The sequence below is a fragment of the Paenibacillus sp. CF384 genome (assembly GCF_900106745.1).
Taxonomy (GTDB): domain Bacteria; phylum Bacillota; class Bacilli; order Paenibacillales; family Paenibacillaceae; genus Paenibacillus_Z.
The window spans coordinates 19,515-46,291 of record NZ_FNNV01000003.1; the positions used below are offsets into that span (position 1 = coordinate 19,515).

Consider the following 26,777-nt stretch of genomic DNA (forward strand, 5'->3'; position numbering starts at 1 on the left):
CGGATGGACGGTAGAGACTGGGGACTTTTTTTGCAGCCTTACGAGCAAGCGGTAGAAGAATTAAAGGTGAAGCTGAAGACGCTTCGCACCGAACTGAAGAACAGGGAAGCTTATTCGCCGATTGAGTTTGTAACCGGTCGGGTTAAACGAATCTCCAGTATATTGGAGAAAGCGAAGCGGTTGTCGGTGCCAATGGAGAATATCGATACGGGTATTGAAGATATAGCGGGCATCCGCATTATGTGCCAATTCGTCGATGATATTCATCGTGTAGCGTCATTTATTCGGTTGCGCAAAGATTTGAAGCTTGTCTATGAGAAGGATTATGTTACGAATTTCAAAGACAGCGGTTATCGAAGCTACCATATGATTGTGGAGTACCCGGTTCAAACGGCGATCGGGCTCAAGCATGTACTCGCTGAGATTCAAATACGGACGCTGGCTATGAATTTCTGGGCGACGATTGAACACTCGCTCAATTATAAATATAAAGAGAGCTTGCCGGATGAAGTGCGCGATCGTCTGAAGAAAGCTGCTGAAGCGGCATCCGTGCTGGATACGGAAATGTCGAGCATTCACAAAGAAATTCTTAACGCCCAGCGGGAGTTTGAAGAGAAATCGAATATGGTATCAAGCGTGCTTAGCGACATACAGGAGCTCTATTTCTTCCATCGTGTTCGTGAAGCCGTTCAGTTCCAGCTGCGGTTTAACGAGCTATGGGAGCAGGAAGACGCCTATGGTATCCGGATGCTGTCTGATGAAATTCGTACAGCGATCAATCGGGCGAAGAAAGGCGGCGCGAACTAAGTGGGATTGGAACCAACGTATGATGAGCGGTTCGTACACTTTGTCGTGTTGTTTAATGTAGACGAGGATTATTTTGAATGTCATGAAGTGATGGAGGAACTGTGGCTCGAGGAGGGCCGCAATGTCCTCTATCAAGGACTTCTGCAGGCAGCAGTTGGTCTTCATCACTTCCGCAATGACAATTTCTCCGGGGCGATAAAACTGTTCACGCAGGCGGAGAACAAGCTTGTCCATTATCCGGACGAGCTGATGGGACTAGACTTGAAACAACTTCGGGCTGATATCGAACACTGCTTGGCACCGCTTCGTACGTGGCAGGAGCGAGGGGCCGCGTCTTCAGGCGAGGCACCGCCTGCTTTTGCTCCTTTCCGCCTTGTTGTGCTCGATGATCAACTGCGTGAACTTACGAAAGCGCTTGCGGAAATTCCGATCGAAAATCGCCTTCATGGAGAGGATTAACGAATGATTGATGTTCAGGGGTTAACGAAGGTGTACCGCGTTCACGTCAGGCAGCCCGGCTTAGCCGCATCACTTCGAAGCTTGTGGCATAGGGAATATCGTGAGGTGCGTGCGGTTGACGGAATCGATTTTCATATCCCGGAGGGACAAATCGTTGGTTTTCTTGGGCCGAACGGGGCGGGCAAAACAACGACAATGAAGCTGCTAACAGGTCTTCTGCATCCGACATCGGGTCAGATCAAAGTAGGCGGCTTTATTCCGTTTCAGCAGCAGAATGCGTTCAAGAAACGGGTGAGCCTCGTGATGGGACAGAAAAGTCAGCTGATCTGGGACATTCCGGCTTCTGAGACCTTTCTGATTCACAAGGAAGTCTACGACATTGCACCTGCAGATTACCGCCGGCGGATTGATTATTTTACCGAAATGCTCGATCTATCTGCGGTGATTGATAAACCTGTAAGGCAGTTGTCACTCGGGGAGAGAATGAAATGCGAGTTGGTAGCTGCCCTGCTGCACAGACCTGATCTGGTGTTTCTCGACGAGCCGACGATCGGTCTCGATGTGAATATGCAGGAAGCGATGCGCAGGTTCATCGCTTCGTACAACCGTGAATATAAAGCAACGATTCTACTGACTAGCCACTATATGGCGGACGTCTCTGCGCTATGCGAGCGGGTGCTGGTCATCAACCACGGCAAGCTGCTTTATGATGGCGCCATTAGCAAACTCATCGATCGGTTCTCGCCTTCTAAGCGGATCGCTCTTGTATTAGGCGATCCGGTTGCGGCAGAAACCGTCGAAGCGGCGGTACATAGTGGAGGTGGAAGACTGGTATCGTATGCGTACCCGCAGCTCGAAGTGGAAGCGCCTCGCGAGGATGTTACGGGCTTGTCCGCTAAGCTGCTCACCTCGCTGCCGGTTGTCGACTTGACGATCGAGGATCCTTCGCTGGAATCGGTCATCGGGATGGCCTATGCCAAAACAGAAGACCCGCAGCAGCAGGAGCAGGCTGATCTGCCAAGGGAGATCGGCGTATGATGCTTGCGGCGGGCGCGTTCTGGCGTAAGTATGCGGTCGTCTTCAAGGCGGATTGGGCGATTATGATGGCCTATCGCAGTGAGAGTTTGATCTGGATGTTCGGTGCGTTCGTACAGCCGCTGGTTAGCCTGGCGGTATGGACATCGCTCAGCGGCAGCGGCTCCATTGCCGGGTACCGGGCCTCCGATTATGTGCTCTATTTCTGTGCGGTGCTGGTCGTAGACCGTCTCACGCGATCATGGGATGTCTACGAGCTGGATAATGATATCCGGCAAGGCACCTTCTCAGGCAAGCTGCTTCGGCCTTTTCATCCGATTCATTGGAGTATTAATGGGAATCTCGTGTACAAAGTATTTTTCGCAGCACTCATGATCCCGTCATGGCTTGTTCTTTCCCTGTTCGTTCCTTCGATGCGCACGACAGTTGGACTTGGGACGTTCGGTCTGGTACTGCTAGCCGTTGCGCTTTCGTCGGCATTACGGTTTCTGATCGGCTATATGTTCGGCTTGCTCGCGTTCTGGAGCAATCGAGCAACGGCGGTTTACGCCTTATATGAAGGCGTTCATCTGTTTCTATCCGGCCGAATCGCACCGCTGTCGATGTTTCCGGATTGGGTTGCTTATGCGGCCAAATACTTGCCTTTCTATGTAACGGTAGCGTTCCCGGTCGATTTGCTTACAGGTCGATTACAGGGTGAGCCGCAGCAAATCATCGTTGGATTTGCACAGCAGCTAGGCTGGCTCCTCGCATTGCTGCTCTTGTTCCGTGTCATGTGGCGGCAAGGACTTAAACGATACGGCGCGTCGGGAGGATGATGGGGACATGAGGCGAGCTTATCGATTGTTTCGGACGTTCTTCCATGCGTGCCTGGCTGAAGAATTTGAGTATCGGGCAAATTTCGCGGCTAACCTAGGCTCTACCTTGTTTTCGCTCGCGATGTCGATTCTGACGGTCATTTTATTCTTCTACCGTTCGCCTTCGCTAGGCGGCTGGTCCTTTGACGAGGTGCTTGCCCTGCTTGGCGTATTCAATGCGCTGCATGGCTTCGTGGAGCTGTTTCTACAGCCGAATATGTCGCGGCTGGTCGCACATATTCGCCAAGGAACGCTCGACTTCGTCTTGCTGAAGCCGGTAGACAGCCAATTCTTCGTCAGTTTCCGGCATCTCGTGCTGTGGCGTTTCGCCGATATCGGTTTAGGCCTTGGATTGACCGGCTACGCCGTGTGGCGGTTGATGGGTCTTCCCAGCATTGGCGGCGTACTGATGTTTGGCGTGTTGTTCATAGCGTCTCTTGTCATTATCTATGCACTCTGGACAGGCATGATGGTGATGTCCTTCTGGGCGGTTAAGGTCGATAATTTGGCGTTCTTGTTCGGTTCTCTATTCGAAACATCACGTTACCCAGTCAGCGTTTATAAAGGCGCGCTTCGATTGGCACTCTTGTATGTCATGCCAATCGGACTCGTGACGACGGTTCCGGCTGAGGCGTTGATCGGTCGTTTCGATGCCTCACACGCAATTGGCGCGCTGCTGCTATCCATGGTGTTTCTACTGGCAGCTCGCTTGTTATGGAAGCGGGCATTACGGGCTTATACGAGCGCCAGCAGCTAGAAGTAAAGTCCCCGTTTGCGGCAGATTGCCGGCGGGGGCTTTATTTGTATAATTCGGAAGCCATGTGGCAGGTATTGGTCAAGCTAGCGGCTTTATTATACAATGGGTGAAGATAAAGCATGTTGGAGGCGTAATGGAATGGCGAAACGGATGCGGCTGGATAAGCTGCTGGCTAATATGGGATTTGGAACGCGCAGTGAAATTAGACGGGCTGTGAAGCTTGGCAGAGTGACCGTCGATGGTGCGGTGGTGAAAGATTTTGGCTTGCAGGTTGACCCGGAGGAAGCGGTAGTTCGTTTCGACGATGAAGAAGTCATCTATCGCGAGACGATTTATGTCATGCTGCATAAACCGCAAGGTGTCGTATCAGCGACGGAGGATTCGCGTGACCGTACCGTTATCGATTTGCTGGATCCCGAGGATCGGGTTTTGCAGCCTTTTCCGGTAGGACGGCTTGATAAGGATACAGAGGGATTGCTTCTGCTGACAAACGATGGGAAGCTGGCACATGATCTGTTATCGCCTAAGAAGCATGTACCGAAGCTATATGAAGCTCTAGTACACGGGGACGTGGATGCGCGTGATCAAGCGGCGTTCGCTGCCGGCGTGACGCTTGACGATGGTTATGAGACCATGCCGGCTGAGCTTGTCATCGGCGAGAAGGAAACGAAGGAAGACGGTGTATACAGCCGGATTACGCTCACGATTCATGAGGGGAAATTTCATCAGGTCAAGCGGATGTTCGAAGCCGTCGGCAAGAAAGTCGTCTATCTTCGGCGCAATGCGATGGGACCGCTGCAGCTCGATCCGGAATTGCCTCTTGGCTCCTATCGACTGCTTACAGAAGAAGAATTATTGCAGCTGCAATCCGTTCATAAGAAGGCAGATGCATCAGAAGAATAACAGAGACAAAGAGAGGCTGACAACAGGATGGGAAAGATCAACTACGATATAATCGCACTGGATGTTGATGGAACGCTGTTAACGGACAATCATGTACTGACACCTGCCGTGAGAGAGGCTGTTAGAGAAGCTCACGCGCGAGGCGCAGAAATCGTCTTATGCACAGGCAGGGGGCCGGCTAATGCGCTGCCTGTATTGGATGCACTTGGGTTATCGGGTACGATGATTACTCATAACGGTGCAGCAACCATTGACGCGGCCCAGCGCAAAGTGCTGCATCAATATAGCATCGATGCGTCTGAAGTCGCTCGGTTCCGCGAGTATAGCTTGCAAGGCGGCCATCATTTTGACATTAATACGGCGTTTGATATGTTGGTCGAAGGGATAAGCCCGGAGGCGGCGGAGATGTACCGAAAGTATGAGGCGAAGCCCGTCATGCGCGATCCGAAAGAACCGTTGCCGGATGGACTTGTTAAATTCACCTTGTTCGGCAGCATTGAAGATCTCGATCTCATTGAGGCGGAATGGAATGGCTGGGAGCATGGACTGCAGCATATCCGCAGCGGTGACTATTTCATTGATGTTCAGCACAAAGAAGCGAGCAAAGGAACGGCGCTGCGGAAGCTGGCCGAGGTTCGTGGTGTCGATCCAAGCCGTGTTATGGCGATCGGGAACTATTACAACGATGTGGGCATGCTGCAGTTTGCGGGTCTCGGCGTTGCAGTTGCCAATTCACCCGATGGTGTGAAGGATGCGGCGGATGTCGTTACTTTATCAAACGAAGAAGATGGCGTTGCCGCAGCACTACAAACGTATGCGTTCGTATAACATGAAAAACCGTCGAGGGGTTTTAAGCCCTTCGACGGTTTTTGCATAACAAATTGTGGCTATATTCCTACAGGATTAGTACATAAACCCGCGGGATACGATGACCAGCAGTATGAAAAGTACCAGGATTACGCCAGCAGAAGTAAAGCCTCCGTGCATACCGGACATGCAATTTCCTCCCTTAAAGGTGATTTCCGTTGCCAAATGTTGCAACTTGTGGTTGGTTTTCTTGGCACTCGGTATACAGTATTGTATGAAATCTAAGGCACAGCGATTGGACAGATGCCCGCGTTCTCTCACAATTGGGCATTAGCCTTAGGTTGAATGTCTTTGGTTTAAGACAGCCGTACCGGAGACAGATGAAGGCGTTACAATGCCTATAGACGTTTGCGGAATGGTCAAGTATGCTAGGAAAATCAGGTAATTAGTGGGAATGGGAAGACGAGATTTAGTTACTAATCATGGGGAGTGAACCAACGATTTGAAAACGATTCGTACAGAAACGACAGCCGATCATGAAGTGGTACGTCAGGTGAATGTAGAAGCCTTCGACAAGAGGGAATATGAAGCGAAGCTTGTGGAAGGAATTCGACAGTCGGATTCGTTTATTGATTCCTTGTCGCTAGTTGCCGAATCTGCGCAGGGGATTATAGGCCATGCATTATTCAGTAAAGCCAGCATTGTTGTCGGGGATACGAACCATGAAGTCATCGTGCTCGCGCCAATCGCGGTGCTGCCTGCGTTTCAGAAGCAAGGTGTTGGTAAGAAACTGATCGAAGAGGGCTTAACGCGCAGCCGTCAGCTTGGATTCCCAGGCGTGCTTCTAATTGGACATCCGGAATATTATCCGCGCTTCGGGTTTCGGCCGGCAAGTACTTTCGGACTTGTACTCAAGCAAATCGAAGTGCCCGATGATGTGTTTATGGCAGTAGAATTGACCGATGGAGCACTGCATGCTTTACAAGGTGGCGAACTGAGATACCCTGCTGCTTTCTTCGATAATTAGCAGCAGTCCGTTAATCATGAACGAGGTGACTTCGCAGTGGTAACAGTAGAGACGGAAGTATTGATCGACGCACCTATTGAGGTGTGTTTTGACTTAGCCAGAGATATAGATGTGCATACCCGTACCGTATGGAAGCACACGAAGGAGAAAGCAGTAGCCGGCGTGACAAGCGGTCCGATCTCGCTGAATGAGACAGTTACCTTCGAAGCTACCCACTTCTTCGTAAGACAGCGGCTGACATCGAAGATTACGGAATTTCGAGCACCCTATTTCTTCGTGGACGAGACCCAGCGCGGCGCGTTCAAGTATTTGCGCCATGAGCATGTGTTTGAAACTGTAGAAGGAAAGACACGCATGGTGGATCGATTAACCTTTGCCGCTCCACTTGGCCTGCTTGGCTGGGCCGTGGAACGACTCGTATTGAAACGATACATGCAGCGATTCCTGGAGGATCGGAATGTTCAGGTGAAATGCATTGCAGAAGAACGCAAGGGGTGAACAGAATGAGATTCACGTCGGGATTTGCTGATAGCGACGGTGTGCGCATTCATTACTTTGATTCCATTAACCAAGCAGACCCGGATTCTGTGCCCCTTCTCATTTGCCCGGGTTTATCGGAAACGGCAGAAGAATATGTAGATGTACTCGAATTTCTGCTGCCCAGACGATGCGTTGTCCTCTCGTTCAGAGGGAGGGGGAATAGCGACACGTCTGAAGGCGGCTATGATTTAGATGAGCATGTGAGTGATATCGAAGCAGTGATTCGAACGATTCAACTAAAGCAATTCCATCTATTTGGACATTCAAGAGGTGTCTCTTATGCGCTTGGCTTCGCTGAAGCTCACAATGAACGCCAAATTCTCTCCCTGCTATTAGGCGATTACCCGCCGGAGCATCGACAAATGCCAAGCGGTTGGGCGGATGAATACATCAACGATTATTTGATTCCGTTTCAGCGAACGTCGAATATACGGACAGATGCTGTGTGGGGCATTCAGCGGGAATCCAAGTATGTCTCCCTCGACTCTTCATCTGCATTGCCGGCACTCATTCTGCGTGGAAAATTAGAAGGATCGCTCATTAACGATTCAGATTTGCAGCGCTATCATAACAAGTTTCAGCATCTTACAGTCGAGGAATTTCATCGCTCCGGCCATGATCTTATGGGGACCGAGAGGAATGGTTGTTTCGAGGCGATTCGTGTTTTTGTGGATGCACAAGATGCAGTAAAGGGGTAAAATAGGATGCTTACGATAAGATTCGGTAACCGTGGTGACTTAGAGGCTGCCGTGGGCTGGGATCGCCATACGCCAGAGCATATCCTGTCATGGAAGCTCGATCACAAGGATATTATTATGGCAGATCAGCTGGATGGATGTGTAGGCTACATGAAGCTGGAGCATCTATGGTCACAGTTTCCCTATATCGGTTTAATTAGAGTCAAAGAGGAGCTGCGCGGCAATGGAATCGGCATGCAAATGCTCCAATTCGCGCAAGCCCATCTCAAGCAGCAGGGAGCGGCCAAACTTTACAGCTCTTCGCAAGCCGATGAACCCGCACCGCAGATGTGGCATCGCAAAATGGGTTTTACGGAATGCGGCATTCTGAGCGGCATCAATGATGGCGGCGTGGGCGAGCTCTTCTTTGTGAAGGAGCTCTAACGACGGTGAGGGTTATGGAGGCGGTAATATGAACGTTATTATAGTGATTTTACTCCTATTCATTGTGATCTTGTTAATTGAAATCAACAACAAATTGCCGAGACGTCCAAAACGTGACCCGGGAATAGAAGCCTTGAAACGGGATCTGCGAGCAAGGAGAAAGCAAGAGCAAGAGGACCATAATTAATAGAGGTGATTCTATGGGTACAGCTTATTCATCCATTCTTTCCGAGCATGCCGAGTTTATCGCGAATCAGAAAATGTTCTTTGTCGGTACAGCCGCAACTGAGGGGCATGTGAATCTATCGCCCAAAGGTCACGATGCCTTTCGCATTCTGTCGCCTAATCAAGTAGCCTATTTGGATTTAACCGGAAGCGGGAACGAGACAAGTGCGCATCTGACGGCTACCGGCCGAATTACCTTTATGTTCGTCGCTTTTGAAGGGAAGCCGCTTATTCTTAGGTTATACGGCACGGGACGTGTTGTTCTGCCAAGCTCGCCGGAGTGGGAGGAGACTGCAGCGCCGTTCCAGCTCTATCCGGGCTATAGGCAAATTATCGTGGCCGACATCGACATTGTGAAAACATCATGCGGCTTCAGCATTCCATATTACTCCTATGAAGGTGAACGTGATTTGCTTCTCAAATGGGCGGTTAATCAAGGTGAGGAGAAGTTGGTGCAATATCGCGCCAACAAGAACAGTACCAGCATGGACGGCTATATGACACCGATAGGGGTGGAATTATCCGCAGATGACGAGTGATAACAGGAATACTCCAAGCGAAAGTCAGCAAAAAGAAGAATTCAGGCTGCTTGATGAGGCTGCATTCGCGGAACAATTGAAGCTGATTTTGCGCGGGAACGAATCTTTGATGCGCGATCTTCGGCTCGTTTCGAGCTTAGAGCTTCCCCAAAGTTACATTGCCGCAGGTTATATACGTAATTTGGTTTGGGATCATCTGCATGAATATCCGTATCGGGCGACACATGACGATATTGATGTCGTCTACTTTGATCCAGCGGATCTGGGTGAAGAGAAGGATCGCGAAATTGAGCGCCAATTAGTAAGCAGCACCGGTAACGCGAAATGGTCGGTCAAGAACCAAGCCAGAATGCATATTCGCAATGACAGTGTTCCCTATCTCTCTACAGAAGATGCGCTCTTGCGCTGGCCGGAAACGGTCACTTCTGTTGGGGCGCGGTTGAATAAGCACGGTCAATTGGAGCTTTGCTGCCCGAATGGGTTATCCGATTTATTCATGATGCAGGTGAGGCGAAGTCCCTATTTTGAAGATCATGCCTATTATTTGGAGCGCATTGAGCGGAAAGCTTGGCGCACGCTATGGCCGAAGATAATCGTCTTCGATTGAGATAAATGGGAATCCGATGCTCAGAAGATATGATTTTCGGTTACAATAAGAATAACTTTAAATAAATATACATCCGAATCGATACAGGGGTCTAATCAAATGAGTATGGTTGTAAAAGGAATGATGATTGGATTATCGATTGCGGCACCGGTCGGACCCATCGGCATCTTATGCATGAAGAGAACGATTAATCAAGGACGCCTGTATGGTGCGGTTGCAGGTCTGGGAGCGGCGACAGCCGATGGCATTTATGGATTGATTGCTGCTTTCGGATTCGATGCAATTACTAGCGGATTAGTCGCGCAGCAGATGTGGATTCGATTAATCGGCGGGTTATTTCTCTGTTATTTGGGGTATCAATCCTTCCGCGCAAGTGCGGCGGATGCCAACATGGAACCGCGAATGAGTCGTAATGCTGCAGCTGCTTACATCACGACCTTCTTGCTGACGATTACGAATCCAATGACGATATTGTCGTTCCTTGGTATTTTTGCAGGGCTTAACATCATGCAGTCTTCAACAGCGGATTCCGTAACACTTGTACTCGGGGTGTTTGCGGGCTCCATGCTTTGGTGGTTGTTCTTAAGTGTGGTTATCGGCGCGATCAGACAAACATTGAATGCTCGCGCGATGCGTATGATTAATCGAATCTCTGCATTCATTCTACTGGCATTCGGGGTATATTCCCTTTATCAGGTGTTCTCGTCGTAAGATCACGACACACCCCATGTAAGCGAAACAAGAAACTTGAAGGAAGATGGGTCAATGGACAAACGAAATGTAACATTGCGTACGAAACACCTTACGCTGCGGATGATTGACGATTCCGACATAACGAAGGTCTATGATTTTGTCCTGCGGAATAAAGAAGCGCTTATCCCTTGGGAACCAGTCAGAAGCGACGAATACTATACAATGGACTATCAGCAGCAACTTGTGCAAAGCGACATCCAGAGCATTCACAGCGGGCAAAGCGTAAAGTTCTGGATATGCAAAAATGATCAGCCGCAAGGGGATCTCATCGGGACCGTCACGCTGAACAATATCGTCAGAGGGGCATTCCAATCCTGTCACCTGGGGTATCGGACGGACATTGCGGAACGCAGCAAGGGCTATATGAAAGAAGCGCTGGCCCATACGATTTCGTATGCATGGGAAGAGCTGAATTTGCACCGCATCGAGGCGAATATTATGCCGCGCAATGCCGCTTCTCTCAAAGTAGTTGAACAGCTTGGTTTCAAGCATGAAGGGCTGGCGAAGGATTACCTCCGTATAAACGGGGAATGGGAGGACCATATCCACATGGTGCTGCTTAATCCTTACTGGGAGGAGCAATAACGGTTGTGCGAGCATGCATCTTATAGGCATTCCTGTTGCAGCGGATTTCATGGTAAAATAGATTGCATGTCTTAGCCCGATATATAGAAAGCGAAGGTATCGTAGAAATGCTCTCACTGATGAAATCAATGCATGAACATATAGCAAGTGAGCTTGCGATTCTGAACTCGAATCCGTATTTTAATGTCATTTCCAAAGATAAAGAACAGCTGACGGCCCAAGACATTGCTGCTGAGTTGAAAGATGCCGAACATGCCGGTGCTGAGCGATATATTATACGCGAGCAAGGTAACGATATTGGCATTCTCGAGTTTCTCATGCACAACCCTAATGATTCCTGTACGTGGATCGGCCTGCTAGTTATTCATGGGGCATACCATGGCCGCGGTTATGGGAATGCAGCACTGGCACTATTCGATACCATTATGCGTGAACGCGGCGTGACTTCCCACAGGCTGGGTGTATTGGCTTCGAATGCGGCGGCGCATGCTTTCTGGCAGCGTAATGGCTGCATACCAGTCAAGCCTGCAGTGCTGCCTGATGGCAAAGACATCATGATTTATGAACGAACCGTCGATTGAGATGGATAACCAAGAAAATTAGAAGACGGGAGCACACATGACATGTACAGAACGGCGACGCTTTGCTTGCTGCTAAGCTTTCTTCTGCTGCTTAGTGCCTGTACAGCCAAAGACGAACCTGATAATGATCAAGGCCCGGTAACCGGAGAACCAATCGACTATCAAGAGACCGGCGCCAATCGCGTCATGAACGCCTATGAGGAATCGATGGTCGAAGCGATCAATAAGAAACGGTTTTCTTTGGTGGAAGGGTTGCTGGACCCGACGGGCCCCCTCTATAAGCAGCAAGAAAGCCTGGTAAGACGACTAAGCGATAAGAATATTAAAGAAAAGCTCATTCGCTATCAAATTAGGAATATCCAGAAAATCAACGGTGAATACAAGTTTTATATTATCGAGAAAATAGGCATTTATTATGCGGATGGCCGCTCCTCAGTAAATGAGTACAATTGGATCTACACGGTCACCGAGAACACGAGCAATAAGTCGTACAAGGTATACAGTATTGAACGATGGGAATAGAGTGCCATTCATTAGGCGGGCAGGCGACGGCTCCAACCGAGCGGTATGCCTGCCTTCCTTGCAACTAAATACGAATGAACCTACGAGGTGCAACTATCATGAGAGAACTAGCGTTTGAGAAGTATACAGACCAATATTTGGAACAAGTGCGCCTGACGTACAATTATTTTGTAGAGCATACAACGGTCTCGTTCGATATGCATCCCTACTCTTCGGAGCAGATGAAACAGTTGATTGAGCCGACGGCTGACATTTACCGTTCCTATATCATAAAGCTGGATGGTCAATATGCGGGTTACGCACTGTTAACGCAGCATAAGAAACGACCTGCTTTTCATGTAACGGCGGATGTAACCATCTATCTTGATCCGGCGTTTACCGGTAAAGGGATTGGTCGAGAAGCCATGGTGTTTATCGAAGGTGTAGCGAGGGAATTGAAATTCCATTCCTTGGTGGCGTTGATCTGTACCGAGAATGACAGCAGTATCGCGTTGTTTAAGAAGCTAGGCTACGAGCAAGTCGCGTGTTATAAAGAAATTGCATACAAATTCGAACGCTGGCTCGACTTGGCGTCTTTTCAGAAGATATTGAGATAACTCGTGTCTTGAAAATGATAGATTTAGGCGGGATGTTGTATGCTACTTGGCAATCGAATGAGCATCGCAGGCATAACAGTGATCACGGCCGTCAGTATTCTAGCCGTCGCCGGCTGCAACGACAAGTCGGAACAACTGGAGCAGCAGTTGGTTTCACAGCAGATGCAGCTAACGGAATTGCAGGAATCAAACAACAAGCTCGTCGCCGAGCTGAAGGATTCGCAAGAAAAAGCGGCCGCGTTAACGACGGAGAAGGAGCAGCTTGCCGAAGAGGGTAAGCATTATGCCCGTATTGATCAGGAAATTCCCGCTGATGTCGTTGCGTTTCTGTTTCGTTACTTACATACGGTTCAATTAAAGCCAGACGCTTCTGCCAAAGTATGGAGGGACTATTTTGTTGATAGTGAGAGAACCGGGTGGTTTATCGATGCCATCCTTTCAAGACCGGAGCTCTCGTATGCTAAGTTTACTTATCAGGGAGAAACGACTTATACAAAACCGGGCATATCGAATCGCATATTGGGCATCAATGCATTTAAAGCGAATGATGAAGTGGATGCCTATTCTCTTTCGAATGTGAATAATGCCGGTTGGAAAATAGTCGATGTCGATTAATAGGACGGATTTGACGGTGAAGAAGCTAATCGGCCTTATAACTATACTCTATTTATTGCTGCTCTTGTATTGGATGTTTATCGGCTTTGGCCGCTCGGGAACGCAGTGGACCGGCTATCGCTACAATCTTGTTCCGATGCGTACAATAAGACTGTATTTCGATCATGCAGACAGCTTTACGCCTACGCACTGGCTCGTTAATATCGTAGGCAATGTGGCGGTATTCGTACCATTCGGCCTTTCGATTCCGTATCTGTTTCGTGTTCAAATGTTACGGTTAACGCTGCTTAGCATCGGAGTACTGTTCGTCCTCGAGCTGCTTCAGCTGCTTCTTCATCGAGGAAGCTACGACATTGACGATATTCTATTAAATACGATAGGGGTGCTTGTCGGGGCGGGAATCTACAGCATAATTCGCAGGCGGGTGAGTTAGCGGTGTATAAAGCATTCCTTAGCTGAGCTGAGTGTGCTATTAGCAGTGCCAATCGAGTAGTAGAGAGAGAGGAAGAGGACAGTCATGAAATTCAGACCTTGTATTGATTTGCATCATGGAAAAGTAAAACAAATCGTCGGAGAAACACTGGGAGCGAGCAATAAGCAGGTTGTCGAGAACTTTGTATCCGAGCATGAATCGGACTATTATGCAGCGATGTTTAAACGTGATAAGCTGACCGGCGGTCATGTCATTATGCTTGGCGGCGGTAACGAGGAAGCGGCTTTATCCGCATTGCGCGCTTATCCAGGGGGATTACAGATCGGTGGAGGCATTCATGCTGAGAATGCAGCTCAATACTTAGAAGCAGGAGCTACTCACGTCATCGTGACCTCGTATATATTCCGAGACGGGGAGCTCGATATGAACAATTTACAGCGCATCGTCTCCGAAGTAGGCAAAGAGCGGCTGGTGATCGATTTAAGCTGCAAGAAGCGGGATGACGAATGGTTTGTCGTAACCAATCAGTGGAAGACGTTCAGCGAATTCCGCGTCAATGAATCGCATCTTCGCGAGCTTGCCCAGTATTGCGACGAATACCTAGTCCATGCGGTGGACGTTGAAGGTAAACGTACAGGTATCTTGGCAGACTTGGCGCAGCAGCTTGGCAACTGGGTGACGATTCCTACGACGTATGCCGGCGGAGCCCGGTCCTTTGAGGATTTGGAGCTGTTCCGTTCGCTTACTTCTGGCAAGCTTGATATCACGATCGGCAGTGCGCTTGATATTTTTGGCGGCAACTTGTCCTACGATGAAGTTGTAACCTTCTGCGGGAATCACTCGTAATAGAGGTATATTGTTACAAATGAGGGAGAGGTGATCAAATGGGTTCGATGGATCCTTTTACTGCAGGCGACCGTATTTTCAGCTTCATGAGTATTGTTTTCCCGTTGATATTTCTGCTTGTGTTTGGTTTGATCATCTACGGTATCATTGCTTCTATTCGCCAGTCCCAGCGAAACAACAAGCAGCCGGTGTTGACTGTTCAGGCGAATATCGTCAATAAGCGGACGGAAGTGAGAAGCCGTTCCAATCATCAGCATAACAACGATGGCTTCATGAATCATTCATCCAGTACGAGCACGGACTACTACATCACGTTCCAAGTGGAGAGCGGCGATCGAATCGAGTTTGAAGTAAGCGGTCAAGAATCCGGCTTGCTGGCTGAAGGCGACAACGGCAGGCTGACTTTCCAAGGTACTCGGTACCTAGGTTTTCAACGATAGGCTAGGCAAATGTAACCTATTCTCATCCGAATGGCCCGAACCTCTTCTAAGAGGTTCGGGCTTTTTGTCATTCACGGCGCTGTACTAACACTTTCCAAATAAAATGACAGCAATATCACACAATTCAAACGACGATTAAGAACTTACCAAATATTTAGGTTCTATAATCAGGATAGTGGTCATGCGAAGGAGGTACGCAATCTTGACACAACAGAGCATGCGTATAGGTGAACGGTTATGAAGCTGCTGGATTTCTACAGGGACCTGTTTGATGAAGCTACGAGTCGATTTGAACCTGTTTGGGAAGTCGACGAAGATTATACACATGGGTTCAAATGGACCAAAGAAAATTACCCGATTCAAGAGCAGTTTCGCATTACGGATATGGGTGATGAACCGCCGATCGTCATGTTCTCGGTTGCTTTGCCCGACATGTACGCCGAAACGAATGTGTTTGATGAGGTGTACCGTTATCCGACGCACAATGAGATGTCGATCGTCATCATGAACCGGAAAGTTTGGGTGAATGCCTCGTTATGTACAAGTAAGATGGAGCATTCCGTATTGGGCTTTGTACATCGTGCCAGAAGCGAAATTATGAATATATTTGATTGTGCCATATTGACTGTTGACGTGGCTCACATGAAAGAATCCGAGAGATACATTCCTTGAGCAACCAATAATAACGAGCAGGAGGTCCAGACGGTGTCGAATTATATCGTAGTAGGGTTGAATGAGGAGAAGTTTGCACTTCCGATTACAGCTATTCAAGAAATCATTAAGGATATGCCAGTTACTGAGATTCCGGCTGCGATGGCGCATGTCAGAGGGGTCATTAACCTGCGAGGGACGATAGTGCCGGTTATTGGGCTTCGATCCAAATTCCGTATGATAGAGAGTGCTCCTTCGGCTGCTTCGAGAATCGTAATCGTGCAAACACCGGATGGGGAACCGGTTGGACTCTATGTTGATTGTGTCGAACAAGTCGCTTTCTTCTCGGAAATACTGCCAACGCCTGACGGGATCGGCGGGGCTAACGCCGGCTATTTGTCCGGAATTGGGAAAATTCACGATCAATTGGTCAGCATCCTCCACTTGCCGGCCATCCTTAATACAGGAGGTGGACTCGGATGAATGAATCTTTTGCACTGACCTATTTAGGCGTCTTCTTGGATGAACTGGAAGAACAGCTGCAGGTGCTCGATGAGTCGATTCTTGAGCTTGAGAATGACGGCAATTCACCTGAAACGATTCAAACGATCTTCCGTGCAGCGCATACCTTGAAAGGTTCATCCGCCGCAATGGGTTTCCACTCCATGAAAGAAGTGACGCATAAGGTTGAAAGTGTGTTCGAATTGCTGCGCCAGAATCGCCTTATGGTCAGCAAGCGGTTAATCAACGTGTTATTCCAATGCATCGATTATTTGAAAGCGAAGAAAGAAACGCTGCGCAAAGGAGATTTCAATGATGAACCGATCGAAACGCTGGTGGAGCTGCTGGACGGCATCATGAACGACCAGCCGGAAACGGTTCAGGGGGCTTTCGGCAATACGAACACAGGAAATGAAGTGAAGTCGCAGCTCTTCCAAGGGTGGAGCGAATCTGAAATCGCACTTCGTAACGAGAAACTAAATGAAGGTATTCCTTCGTACGAAGTAAATATCACATTGGCCGAGCATGTGGACATGCCAACTGTGAAAGCGATGGTTATTCTGCGAAATCTCGGGGAACTTGGCGACGTGCTGGGAACTACCCCGCCAATCGGCATGTGGGAACAAGAGGATTTGCTGCGCACGGAACCGATTTATTTCTTGCTTGCGACGCTGTCCTCGGAATCGGATATTATTCGTAAAGTCGAAGAGGCATCTCAAATCTCGGAGTTCAGTGTGAAGTCGTTGATGGTAGAAGGTGCACAGGCTGCAATTCCGACGAAGATCGTGAATCAGCCGATTCTGAGTGTAGAGCAAACTGCGGCGTCCGGCGTAGTACCTACTGGTGATCAGTCAGCGGCCGGAGCTGTACAGTCAGATGCCAAGGTGCAGATTCAACATACCGTACGTGTAGATGTCAACCGTTTGGAACATCTGCTCAATCTGGTTGGTGAGCTCATTATCGACAACACACGAATCAGGGAAGTGCGCAGACGGTTCGAGGAACGGTTTAAACAGGAGCCGGAGACTTTGTTATTAGGCGAAATTACGGATCATCTGGGCCGAGTGATCGCTGAGCTGCAAGAAGGTACGATGAAGACAAGGATGATGCCGATTGAGCAATTGTTTAATCGATTCCCTCGTTTGGTGCGTGACGTAGCGGATCAATCCGGCAAAGAAGTATCGTTTGTCCTAGAAGGAAAAGAAACCGAGCTGGATCGTACATTAATTGAAGAGATCGGCGATCCGCTCATTCATATTATTCGCAATGCGATCGACCATGGCTTGGAAACGCCGGAAATACGAGAGAAGCTCGGCAAGAACCGCAAAGGGAATCTCATGCTTCGTGCCGGTCATCAAGAGAATGCCATCGTCATCACGCTCGCGGATGACGGTCGCGGGATTGACCTGAATCGCATCAAGCAGAAAGCGATTCAGAAAGGGTTCATTTCCGAAGATGAAGCAGCACGGCTGTCGGATAAAGAAACGATCAGTCTTATTTTCCACTCAGGCATGTCAACAGCGGAACAAGTGACAGAGCTGTCAGGTCGCGGTGTCGGCATGGATATCGTTCGTACCCATATCGAGAAACTGAACGGTATTATCAATATAGAAACAACACCGGGTGAAGGCACCGTCTTTACGATCAAGCTTCCGCTTACTTTAGCAATCTCGCGTTCCTTGCTTGTACAGATGGGCAAGCATACACTGGCAATTCCGTTAACGAACGTTGTGGAAACCTTCCGATTAACACCGGATGATGTGCAGATTGTAAACGGTGAAGAAGTTTGCGTCGTTCGCGGCGAAATCTTGCCGCTTGTTCGCATGCATCGTCGTTTAGGTACCACGGAGAATGACAGCAATGCCAAAGGATATGCGGTCATGATTGGTCTGGCTGAGAAGCGGGTTTGCCTCTATGTGGATAAGCTGATCGCCAATCAAGAAATCGTCATGAAATCATTGGGTTCGTATTTGGGACAAGTGGCTTATGTTTCGGGTGCGACGATTCTAGGCGATGGACGAATCGCATTAATTCTCGACGTAAATGCCGTCATTCGGGATTCCGGTGCCACGATCAGGAAGAATGACAGCAGTGAACAGCAGGCTGCCGGCCGCAAAGTAAAACTAGTTACCTTTGATCTAGAGAACGAGCATTATGCGCTCGATATTAACCGGGCGAAAGAGATCATCAAGGTGCCATCGATCCTTAGAATGGCTAATGCTCCTTCCGAGGTGCTCGGCTTGATGAATTTGCGCGGTGAGTTGTTACCGGTGATCGACATCAAAACTTGCCTAGGCATGTATCCTACTGAGCCCGATGAGCATTCTCGCATCATTATCTTGAACGAGGATGGACGCGATATCGGTATATTGGTTGATCGCGTGAAGGAAGTTCTTCATGTACGTCATAACCAGATAGAATCAGCACCAAAGGATTTCGCGATGATTTCGGAACAATATATTGGCGGCATTTGTAAAACCGATGACCAACTTGTTATCATCTTGGAACTCGATAGAATGCTGAGGTCGAGGGGCTGGGATCTCATCCATGCGTAGATTTTTGGGTCTAATGGAACGGCCGGAGAAATACGGTGTATTGGTCGTTGATGATTCTGCCGTTATGCGGCGAATGATCACGATGTTAATTGAGAAAGATCCGAAATTATGGGTCATGGCCACAGCGGCAAACGGACAAGAGGCGCTCGACCAATTGGTTGAGCTCCAGCCTGACTTAGTGACGATGGATATCGAAATGCCTGTGCTCGATGGGCTGACAACTTTGAGTCATTTGATGATCCATTATCCGATCCCGGTCATCATGCTTAGCAGCTATACGGATGAAGGATCCTCACCTGCTCTTGCGGCACTTTCGAAAGGTGCCGCAGATTTTTTTCATAAAGACGCACTGTTTCAATTTCCTCATAATGAGCAGGTAGAAGAAGAGTTCCTGCTTCGCTGCCATGCGGCGATCGAGGCGAAACCGTTCTGGAAGAAACTTGAACAGGATGAATTGACGAATCGCGAATTTAAGCTGCTGCTGGAGTTTATGACGGGCTGTCTTGTCGGAGAGAATACGATTCATGAAGAATTGAACCGAACGATGAGACTGATGAATGGGATTTATGCTTCAGTGATTAAGGTGAATGGACAATTTATGTTCATGGACTTCAAGGGCGAGCTGTTTTACCGATTTGGAAAATCCAGTCAAAGCTTTGTCGGCCAGCCGATTGATCGCGTGTTCCAACCTGAGAATGCCTTGAAACTGAATGAGCAGTTTCAGCGGGCATGGGATGGGGAGCAGTGCATTAGCTTTGAGATGGAGTGGAAGAAAGCTTGTTTCCTGCTCGTGTTGCGGCCCTTGCGTGTTAATGGGGTTGTGAAGGAGCTTATCGGCGTTTGTTTCGAAGTGACAGACCAGAAGCGAATGGAAGAGAAGGTTCATTTCCTGCTTAATCACGATCAGCTTACAGGATTGCCTAACCGGAATCAGCTTTATGATGAAATGGATCGTGTCAATACGCTGTATGATCGCTTTGCCGTCATGTATTTCAATTTCGATCACTTTAAACTGATCAATGATTCGATAGGACATCAGAAAAGTAATTCGCTGCTTCAGTTGTTCTCGAGACGTTTGAAGCGGATTACAGATGAGAATACGATGATCATTCGGGCGGGAACCGACGAGTTCATCTGTATTATCGGCGATGCCTCCGCAGAAATAACATACCAGAAGGCTCAGAATTTATTGGATACGATTCATGCGCCTGTTATGCTTGACGGTCAAGAGATTCATATGACGGCAAGCATTGGAATCAGCCAATACCCCGGAGATCATAGAGACAAAGAGATGCTCATTCGTTATGCCCATATGGCGATGAATATTGCAAAGGGCGATGGCGGCAACCGACTTCAATTCTATGAGCCGCGTTTCCATGAACAAATCCATCGTAAACTGGAAATTGAGAGCCGGCTTCGCAAAGCTATTGAACGCAAGGAGTTTCTGCTGCATTATCAGCCTATCCTCAATGGAAGGGATCGTGTTATTTCAGGTCTCGAATGTTTGATTCGGTGGCAAAGCCCGGAGCTCGGCAGGGTGTCACCTGCAGAATTCATCCCGATTGCAGAAGAAACCGGGCTGATTCATTCCATTGGGGAATGGGTGCTGCTCGAAGCTTGCCGTCAGAACAAACGGTGGCAGGACGATGGTTTTCCTAAAATCCCCATTGCGGTCAACTTATCGACACGGCAATTTAACGATGGCAAAATCATCGAGCGAATCGAGAATATATTGAATGAGACGGGTTTGGAAGCGGAGTATTTGGTAATCGAGATTACAGAGAGCATGACGATGAATAAGCATCATGCATTGGCACTCTTGCGAAATTTGAAGAAGCTGGGTGTTTCGATTGCGATCGACGATTTCGGAACAGGTTACAGCTCCCTTAGTTATCTTAGTGAATTGCCGATCGACAAGCTGAAGATTGATCAATCCTTCGTTAAAGGAATGAACTTGCACAATGTAAATGCGTCCATCGTGAATACCATCATTACAATGGCGGAGAATTTAAATCTGCAGGTTATAGCTGAAGGGGTCGAAGAGGAAGAGGAATGCAGGCTGTTGCTCCAATACGGCTGCATGACCATGCAAGGCTATTTGTTTGGGCATCCGATGGAATCCGTAGCTGTATCGGAGCTGCTGGCTGCTGAACGATTTGTTTAGCAGTGGAGGTTGTATAAAGACAAAACAAGAATCCAGTAGTGGCATGTTACTGGATTCTTTGTTTTTTGGTAAGAAATAGCGGCTTCATCCGGTTACATGATCAGTTTATAGCCGACGCCCCAGACGGTCTTAATAATGGCGGGCTGCTTCGGGTTCTCTTCAATCTTCTTGCGCAGATTCGTCACATGGAAATCAATAGACCGTTCATTGATGAAAGAATCGTATCCGCGAAGACTATTCACGAGGGCCTCTCTGCTGAAGACTTTCCCGGGAGAGTGGAACATCAGACGCATGATTTCAAATTCGGAGAACGTGGTTTCGATCATATCACCGTGAATGAGAATATGTCTGCTGTCCATATCCAGGTTGATACGTATGGAGGTATCGCTCTGCATGCGTTCATTGTCTACTTCGACTGGCTTAGGCGAGGTACGGCGCAGCACCGTTTCGATTCGGGCTTTCAACTCCTGCAAACTGAAGGGCTTGCATATGAAATCATCGGCCCCTTCGGTCAACGAATGGATCTTCATAGAAACTTTCGTTTCGCTCGAAATGACGATGATGGGAATGGTCGTAAATTGTCTAAACAAAATACAGGGATTCGCATCCTGGGTATCTGGCAAAATCAGATCAAGCACAATGAGATCCGGCGGCTCAGACTGAAGGGAAGCAATTCCGCTTGAGGCATTCTGCACCCGCGTCACGTTATAGCCTTCTTCTCTTAAATAAAGAGAGAGCATATCGCCGAAAATGATATCGTCTTCAACAATCAACAAATTCGTCAAACAATAACATCCCCTTGCGCTTAAACATAGTCTTGTAATTTTTGGACAGGTTAAGTATCGTTGTAAGTATCATTATATAATGTCGAATCGTGTCAGTCTATCTCCTTTCGCGTCGGAATAGAGGAGGGAATTTCATGTATCAGGTTTTATTGTTTAATTTTACCTTATTAGGACTGTGCGTTTTCCTCATTACGCGCTTATATGTCAGACTGAAGTCCGGCTCCCACTTGCGGCTCATAATTGTCATGGGTATATCTAACGGCTTGGCTGCGATTCTCTTAGGTCAGTTCGGCTATGACATCGGACATGGGATAACAGTCGATCTCAAGACAATTGCTATCTTCATAGCTGCTGAGCTTGGTGGACCGTTCGGAGCGATGATTACTCTTATCTCGATCATGGTGTACCGAGCCATGCATAATGCCATTTACTTGTACCACTTTATGAGTATCGGTTTCTTCATTCTCTTCATCTGTGCCGTTCTGCACCGATTTGTCGCAAATTATTGGGCACGATGGTGTCTGATGATCATATCCCCTCTACTAATTATCCTCTTTTATAATTTGTTATTTGATGCAATCACGTCTGAATCTGACTTAATTCTCTGGTCTTGTTATGTCTTGTTAGGTGGTGCGCTTGTTGCCGCATTCTTGCAATATCTGCTGAGCTCAGATGCCTATCGTGCGGAGCTGCAAGGTGTCAAAACCGATTTATCCGAAATGCTGACCAATCAGCCCGGATTCTCCTTTAAATTAATACGCGGTAAAAACAGCTTCGTATTTTCTGTCATGGGGGGACAGCTGATGCCGCAAATGGCAATAAAGTCATCCGATTTTCTTGGTAAATCGATCGAAGAAGTAACAGCGCTCTCACAGGAAACAATCCGCTTCCTTGAGGAACGTTATATCGATGCCTGGAAGGGAAGGATGCAAAGCTATGATTTGAGCATAGAAGGCAGGATTTTCATGACGCGACTGTGTCCCGTCTATACCAATGGCGTTGTTACAAGTGTAATCGGCTCGGTCACTGATATTACTGAGCTGAAAGCAGCGCAAGATCGCATCAGGGAGAGCGAGGAACGTTACAAGGTCATTGTAGAGAGCTCGCAGGATTGCATCGTTAGCTTGACCCCGCAAGCTGAAATTATTTCCATTAATGCAAAAGGCTTGAGCGTATTTGAATGCCAGGAAATGCCGCAGCTCAGCAATCTGCATGAGGTGCTCAACATCGAGGATTGGGCAGGGTGGGACGCAAAGTTTGCAAGCGCACTCTCCAACTTGCAGGTAGAAGTGTTTGAGGCGAAGATAACAGTGAAAACAGGATCTACAATCGATTATTATGTCACGCTCTCACCGATAATTGGGTCTGATCTGGCGGTTGTCGGGCTAACGGCAACACTGCATGACCTATCCGCATTAAAGCGAAGACAAGAAGCCGATCAAGCCAATAAGGCAAAAAGCCAAATCATGGCCAAAGTGAGCCATGAAATCCGAACGCCTCTTAATGGAATTATTGGACTATCGCGATTGCTGCTCAATACGGAGTTGTCGTTCGTACAGAAAGATTACGCGGACAAAATCATTACTTCCTCGCATCTGCTGCTCGGATTGATTAACGATATATTGGATCTTTCCAAGCTCGAAGCGAACAAGATGATGCTGGAGCAAATCTCGTTCAAAATGGACGACATGCTTTGTGAAATTACGAATACGCTCAGCGTGTTAATGGACAAGAAGCAAATTGAAATTATACTGGACACCCCTGCGGAGCTTCCGGACCTTGTGCTTGGTGATCCGCTTCGAATGAAGCAGACCCTGCTGAACTTGTGCAGCAATGCCATAAAGTTTACGGAGCTTGGGTATGTTCGCATTCGAGTGGATCTTGAGAAGCAGACAGACAGCGCGTTGTCACTGCGTTTCCTTGTTGAAGATACCGGAATCGGCCTCTCGGAGGAGCAGATTAGCAGGCTGTTCGAACCGTTCTGGCAGGGCAATTATGTGAATCAGCAAGGCGGAACCGGACTTGGCTTGTCGATTGCCTATCAGCTTGTCAGCTTGATGGGCGGTGAGCTTCAAGTGGAGAGTATGTGGGGAGTCGGGAGCAAGTTTTCGTTCTCCCTGGAGTTTCCGATCGTACAAAATTGTAACCCGGACAGCTGGGATCTAACCCTGATCGGCGGACCGCTTCATGTACTTGTAGTCGAGGACCATGAAGTCGCGCAAGAGAGCTTGAGCCAGATGCTGGAGTCTTTCTCCTGCCTGGTCTCAAAAGCTAACAATTGGAGCAGTATGTTCAAGCAGCTGGAAGAGAAGAATGAGGTGCTTGGACCGGTATCCTGCATTGTGCTGGATATGGAAATTGACGATATGTACGGTCATTATTCTTGGGAAGAACTAATACGCATCACTAGAAAACGAGGCATACATATCATTACATTATCGACAACTTATGCGCGAGAAGAGCTGCTTTCCATGATGAAGGATGATTATCCCGATGACATGCTCATTAAGCCGATTAGCCGCAAGGAGCTGTTCCGCGCTTTTAATTCGCTGCTGTATCCATCGCTCAAGCATCGTTCAGAACAGAGTGATTCATTCATCGTAAAGAGCAAGTCGATTCATTTGCTGCTCGTAGAAGACAATTTTATTAATCAGCAGGTAGCGCGTGAAACACTGCTTATGCATGGATTTCAAGTCACCGTGGCGAGCTCCGGACAAGAAGCGCTTCAACTGTTGGAGACGACTAAGGTGGATCTGGTTCTGATGGATATTTTCATGCCGGAAATGGATGGCGTGGAGACTACAACGCAGATTCGCTGTAATGAAGCATTTAAAGCGATTCCGATCGTGGCTCTAACGGCTAATGTGCTCAAAGAAGATCATGACATGTACATGGCATCAGGTATGAACGAAGTGATACTGAAACCGCTTGATAGTAACCAGCTGCTGTCCGTGATTCAGAAATGGCTGCCCATGAAGAGTGCGCCTGCTGGAATTCCGCTGGATAAATTACAAGAGCGATTGGATGGCAACACAGCCATTATGAATCATGTGCTGAAGTTATTTAAGAACGAGTATGAACATTTTACCGGACATGCCTTGGTTGATCTGGAAGAAGGAAATATGACGAAAGTGAAGAGGGATGTACATACGTTAATCGGAGTTGCCCGTAATTTAATGGCGGATGAGCTTGCACAAGCTGCGCTGCACTTCGAGGAGGTGTTGATCGAAGACACAGCAAACTGCAAAACTCAATTGCTGGAGGTCCAACGCATATTACGCCAGACTTTAGATTCCATTCCTGAGGAAATACAATGCTTAACAGTCAGTCAACAATAGGGGGTAATTTGGTATGAATATTCGTACGAAGCTGCTTGGGTCTTTTGCAATTGTTATTGTTCTGATGGTCGCGCTTGGTTTACTTACTTATACGCATATGACGCATACCAAGTCGGCGTATACAGAAATGCTGCAGGATGGGGATATTCGATATCAGCTTAAATCCTTGCAGAATACGATTACCGGCATGTCTAACGATGAGCGTGCCTTCCTATTGTCGAAGGATAAGCAGGTTGAAAGTCAAATCGCAGATAAGTACAAAGCAGTTGAAGCGTTGTTCGCGAAGATTCTCACGAACCCGACTTTAGATCAAGAGAATAAAGAAGCCATTGAACAAATAAAAGGGACGTTTGAGAAATTCTATCAATCTAGCACGCAATCGATGACATTAATGAATACAGGCAAGAGTAAGGAAGCGCTGGCGCTGCATTTCGGCGAGGAACGGTCAGCTCGCAAAGACATTGAGACGATTAATGATGCGCTGCTAGCCAGCATCGATTCTGAAATGGCTGCTGATGTCATTGACCGCGATCAAGAGGAGAAAACTCAAAATCTATGGATGTTGAGCCTATTCGCAGCAGCGCTGCTTGCCGCAATTATTCTGGGGTTGCTGCTCACTCGCTCCATTACTAGACCGCTGAAAGTCATTAATAAGCAGCTGCGTGAAATTGCCGATGGACGTGGCGATTTAAGCCGCGATCTTGACATTCGCACGCAAGGAGAGCTAGCGGAACTGGCAGCGTCTTTCAATCTTATGATTGCCAATTTACGATCCATTCTGACCCGAGCAATGGGGACGGCCAAACAAGTGTCATTCTCCTCCGAGCAGCTTAGTGAGAGCGCGGAACAGACCACTCGAGCGACGGAGAATATCGTAGAGGCGACGCAGTTTATTGCCATTCGCGCAGAGCGGGAACAGGAGCAGCTGGCATCTGCTATCGATGCCATTACGCGCATGTCCGAGGGTATCGGCAGCGTATCGGAAGTCAATGAGGAAGTAGCCAAGCTTGCAGCGGCCGCTTCCGAATCTTCGACGCAGGGGACCCATTCTATTAAAGAAGTGCTTCATGAAATGAAAGAAATCCATGAGCATGTACAGGATGCTTCCGGTGTGATCGAGTCGCTGGAGAAGCAGTCCCAGGAGATTGGCGGGATAACGAGCATGATCTCTGAAGTGGCTAACCGGACGAACCTGCTCGCGCTTAACGCATCGATTGAGGCGTCGCGCGCCGGGGAGCATGGCAGAGGATTTGCAGTTGTCGCACTGGAGATCCGAAAGTTGGCCGAGCAGTCGAAAGTGTCAGCACAGCAGATTACTGAACTGATCCAAGAGATATTAAGCCGTGTGAATCAGGCTGTCGTGAGCATGAACAACGTATCGAAGAAAGCAAGCAGCGGGCTTGTCAAAACAACACAGGTTGACCGGTTGTTCCAATCGATCGAGATCAGCATAGAAGCAGTGTCTGCGCGTGTTCAGAATACGTCTGAGACAACCAGTGAACTGGCGGAATCGAGCCGCAGCATTGTTCGAATGGCGGAGACCGTTGCTGCAGCCAGCAATGAAGTAGCAGCGTCCTGTCAGAACAATTCGGCAGCAACTGAGGAGCAGCTGGCTACGATGGAGGAGATTTCATCGGCTTCCTTGGAACTGACGAAGCTGGCTGACGATCTGCATGCCGTTCTAAACGGATTTAAGCTTAGCTAATGCCCGGCACAATGGAATAAACG

General features: G+C 48.2%; 30 protein-coding genes. 28 read left to right on the forward strand and 2 right to left on the reverse strand.

Annotation, left to right across the window (positions count from 1 at the left end):
- Window positions 1–3 precede the first annotated feature (3 nt).
- The 7 genes from BLW29_RS07550 to BLW29_RS07580 all read left to right on the forward strand — a co-directional run bounded on the left by BLW29_RS07550 (window position 4) and on the right by BLW29_RS07580 (window position 5,646).
- On the forward strand, window positions 4–807 hold the full coding sequence (locus BLW29_RS07550) for a GTP diphosphokinase (protein WP_090977872.1): 804 nt from the start codon (window positions 4–6) through the stop codon (window positions 805–807).
- Window positions 808–1,266, forward strand: a complete 459-nt coding sequence (locus tag BLW29_RS07555; protein WP_256208436.1) for a DUF309 domain-containing protein — start codon at window positions 808–810, stop codon at window positions 1,264–1,266. It abuts the gene before it with no gap.
- A gap of 3 nt (window positions 1,267–1,269) precedes the next feature.
- A complete protein-coding gene (locus tag BLW29_RS07560; protein WP_090977874.1) occupies window positions 1,270–2,304 on the forward strand; it encodes an ABC transporter ATP-binding protein in 1,035 nt (344 codons plus the stop codon).
- On the forward strand, window positions 2,301–3,119 hold the full coding sequence (locus tag BLW29_RS07565; protein WP_090977875.1) for an ABC transporter permease: 819 nt from the start codon (window positions 2,301–2,303) through the stop codon (window positions 3,117–3,119). The genes BLW29_RS07560 and BLW29_RS07565 overlap by 4 nt, the downstream gene beginning before the upstream one ends.
- Window positions 3,120–3,126: 7 nt before the next feature.
- Window positions 3,127–3,915, forward strand: a complete 789-nt coding sequence (locus BLW29_RS07570; RefSeq protein ID WP_090977877.1) for an ABC transporter permease — start codon at window positions 3,127–3,129, stop codon at window positions 3,913–3,915.
- Between the two features lie 138 nt (window positions 3,916–4,053).
- Window positions 4,054–4,818, forward strand: coding sequence for a pseudouridine synthase (locus tag BLW29_RS07575; protein ID WP_090977879.1), 765 nt, complete (start codon window positions 4,054–4,056; stop codon window positions 4,816–4,818).
- A gap of 27 nt (window positions 4,819–4,845) precedes the next feature.
- Window positions 4,846–5,646 (forward strand): Cof-type HAD-IIB family hydrolase, encoded by an 801-nt coding sequence (locus BLW29_RS07580; protein WP_177186527.1) that lies wholly within the window; start codon window positions 4,846–4,848, stop codon window positions 5,644–5,646.
- A 75-nt stretch (window positions 5,647–5,721) separates the two neighbouring features.
- On the opposite strand, the gene BLW29_RS07585 is transcribed toward BLW29_RS07580, so the two are convergent.
- The gene (locus BLW29_RS07585) at window positions 5,722–5,814 is read right to left on the reverse strand and encodes a sporulation protein YjcZ (protein WP_090977881.1); all 93 of its coding nucleotides are present in this window, start codon (window positions 5,812–5,814) and stop codon (window positions 5,722–5,724) included.
- Window positions 5,815–6,127: 313 nt separating this feature from the next.
- On the opposite strand from BLW29_RS07585, the gene BLW29_RS07590 reads away from it, so the two are divergent.
- The 19 genes from BLW29_RS07590 (at window position 6,128) to BLW29_RS07680 (ending at window position 20,926) form a co-directional block, all read left to right on the forward strand.
- Window positions 6,128–6,652: a GNAT family N-acetyltransferase gene (locus BLW29_RS07590; RefSeq protein WP_256208437.1), complete on the forward strand. Its 525-nt coding sequence runs from the start codon at window positions 6,128–6,130 to the stop codon at window positions 6,650–6,652.
- A 36-nt stretch (window positions 6,653–6,688) separates the two neighbouring features.
- Entirely contained in the window at window positions 6,689–7,150 is a 462-nt protein-coding gene (locus BLW29_RS07595; protein ID WP_090977883.1) for an SRPBCC family protein, read from the forward strand.
- A gap of 5 nt (window positions 7,151–7,155) precedes the next feature.
- Complete coding sequence (locus tag BLW29_RS07600; RefSeq protein WP_177186528.1) at window positions 7,156–7,890, forward strand: alpha/beta fold hydrolase; 735 nt, start codon at window positions 7,156–7,158, stop codon at window positions 7,888–7,890.
- Between the two features lie 6 nt (window positions 7,891–7,896).
- The gene (locus BLW29_RS07605) at window positions 7,897–8,313 is read left to right on the forward strand and encodes a GNAT family N-acetyltransferase (RefSeq protein WP_090977886.1); all 417 of its coding nucleotides are present in this window, start codon (window positions 7,897–7,899) and stop codon (window positions 8,311–8,313) included.
- Window positions 8,314–8,513: 200 nt separating this feature from the next.
- Window positions 8,514–9,077, forward strand: a complete 564-nt coding sequence (locus tag BLW29_RS07610) for a pyridoxamine 5'-phosphate oxidase family protein (RefSeq protein ID WP_090977888.1) — start codon at window positions 8,514–8,516, stop codon at window positions 9,075–9,077.
- Window positions 9,067–9,684: a nucleotidyltransferase family protein gene (locus tag BLW29_RS07615; RefSeq protein WP_090977890.1), complete on the forward strand. Its 618-nt coding sequence runs from the start codon at window positions 9,067–9,069 to the stop codon at window positions 9,682–9,684. The genes BLW29_RS07610 and BLW29_RS07615 overlap by 11 nt, the downstream gene beginning before the upstream one ends.
- Before the next feature lie 99 nt (window positions 9,685–9,783).
- Entirely contained in the window at window positions 9,784–10,395 is a 612-nt protein-coding gene (locus BLW29_RS07620) for a LysE family translocator (RefSeq protein WP_090977892.1), read from the forward strand.
- Window positions 10,396–10,449: 54 nt separating this feature from the next.
- A complete protein-coding gene (locus BLW29_RS07625; protein WP_090977895.1) occupies window positions 10,450–11,022 on the forward strand; it encodes a GNAT family N-acetyltransferase in 573 nt (190 codons plus the stop codon).
- A 119-nt stretch (window positions 11,023–11,141) separates the two neighbouring features.
- Window positions 11,142–11,603 carry a GNAT family N-acetyltransferase gene (locus BLW29_RS07630; protein ID WP_177186529.1) on the forward strand — a complete coding sequence of 154 codons (462 nt, stop codon included), beginning with the start codon at window positions 11,142–11,144 and terminating at the stop codon, window positions 11,601–11,603.
- Between the two features lie 42 nt (window positions 11,604–11,645).
- Window positions 11,646–12,125 (forward strand): TcaA NTF2-like domain-containing protein, encoded by a 480-nt coding sequence (locus BLW29_RS07635; RefSeq protein WP_090977899.1) that lies wholly within the window; start codon window positions 11,646–11,648, stop codon window positions 12,123–12,125.
- A 98-nt stretch (window positions 12,126–12,223) separates the two neighbouring features.
- Entirely contained in the window at window positions 12,224–12,721 is a 498-nt protein-coding gene (locus BLW29_RS07640) for a GNAT family N-acetyltransferase (RefSeq protein ID WP_177186530.1), read from the forward strand.
- A 39-nt stretch (window positions 12,722–12,760) separates the two neighbouring features.
- Complete coding sequence (locus tag BLW29_RS07645) at window positions 12,761–13,336, forward strand: hypothetical protein (RefSeq protein ID WP_090977906.1); 576 nt, start codon at window positions 12,761–12,763, stop codon at window positions 13,334–13,336.
- Window positions 13,326–13,769 (forward strand): VanZ family protein, encoded by a 444-nt coding sequence (locus BLW29_RS07650; protein ID WP_090977908.1) that lies wholly within the window; start codon window positions 13,326–13,328, stop codon window positions 13,767–13,769. The genes BLW29_RS07645 and BLW29_RS07650 overlap by 11 nt, the downstream gene beginning before the upstream one ends.
- An 84-nt stretch (window positions 13,770–13,853) precedes the next feature.
- Window positions 13,854–14,615, forward strand: a complete 762-nt coding sequence (gene hisA / locus BLW29_RS07655; RefSeq protein ID WP_090977910.1) for a phosphoribosylformimino-5-aminoimidazole carboxamide ribotide isomerase — start codon at window positions 13,854–13,856, stop codon at window positions 14,613–14,615.
- A 38-nt stretch (window positions 14,616–14,653) separates the two neighbouring features.
- Entirely contained in the window at window positions 14,654–15,055 is a 402-nt protein-coding gene (locus BLW29_RS07660; RefSeq protein WP_090977912.1) for a DUF2500 domain-containing protein, read from the forward strand.
- Between the two features lie 237 nt (window positions 15,056–15,292).
- A complete protein-coding gene (locus tag BLW29_RS07665) occupies window positions 15,293–15,727 on the forward strand; it encodes a hypothetical protein (RefSeq protein WP_090977914.1) in 435 nt (144 codons plus the stop codon).
- A gap of 33 nt (window positions 15,728–15,760) precedes the next feature.
- Complete coding sequence (locus BLW29_RS07670; protein ID WP_090977916.1) at window positions 15,761–16,189, forward strand: chemotaxis protein CheW; 429 nt, start codon at window positions 15,761–15,763, stop codon at window positions 16,187–16,189.
- Window positions 16,186–18,762, forward strand: coding sequence for a chemotaxis protein CheW (locus tag BLW29_RS07675; RefSeq protein WP_090977918.1), 2,577 nt, complete (start codon window positions 16,186–16,188; stop codon window positions 18,760–18,762). Before BLW29_RS07670 ends, BLW29_RS07675 begins: the two co-directional genes overlap by 4 nt.
- Window positions 18,755–20,926 carry an EAL domain-containing protein gene (locus BLW29_RS07680; RefSeq protein ID WP_090977920.1) on the forward strand — a complete coding sequence of 724 codons (2,172 nt, stop codon included), beginning with the start codon at window positions 18,755–18,757 and terminating at the stop codon, window positions 20,924–20,926. Before BLW29_RS07675 ends, BLW29_RS07680 begins: the two co-directional genes overlap by 8 nt.
- A gap of 92 nt (window positions 20,927–21,018) precedes the next feature.
- Here the strand turns inward: BLW29_RS07680 and BLW29_RS07685 are convergent, their stop codons facing one another.
- Window positions 21,019–21,711: a response regulator transcription factor gene (locus tag BLW29_RS07685; RefSeq protein ID WP_090977922.1), complete on the reverse strand. Its 693-nt coding sequence runs from the start codon at window positions 21,709–21,711 to the stop codon at window positions 21,019–21,021.
- Window positions 21,712–21,845: 134 nt separating this feature from the next.
- On the opposite strand from BLW29_RS07685, the gene BLW29_RS07690 reads away from it, so the two are divergent.
- Entirely contained in the window at window positions 21,846–25,049 is a 3,204-nt protein-coding gene (locus tag BLW29_RS07690; protein ID WP_090977924.1) for a PAS domain-containing hybrid sensor histidine kinase/response regulator, read from the forward strand.
- Window positions 25,050–25,062: 13 nt separating this feature from the next.
- The gene (locus BLW29_RS07695; RefSeq protein ID WP_090977927.1) at window positions 25,063–26,754 is read left to right on the forward strand and encodes a methyl-accepting chemotaxis protein; all 1,692 of its coding nucleotides are present in this window, start codon (window positions 25,063–25,065) and stop codon (window positions 26,752–26,754) included.
- Window positions 26,755–26,777: the final 23 nt, after the last annotated feature.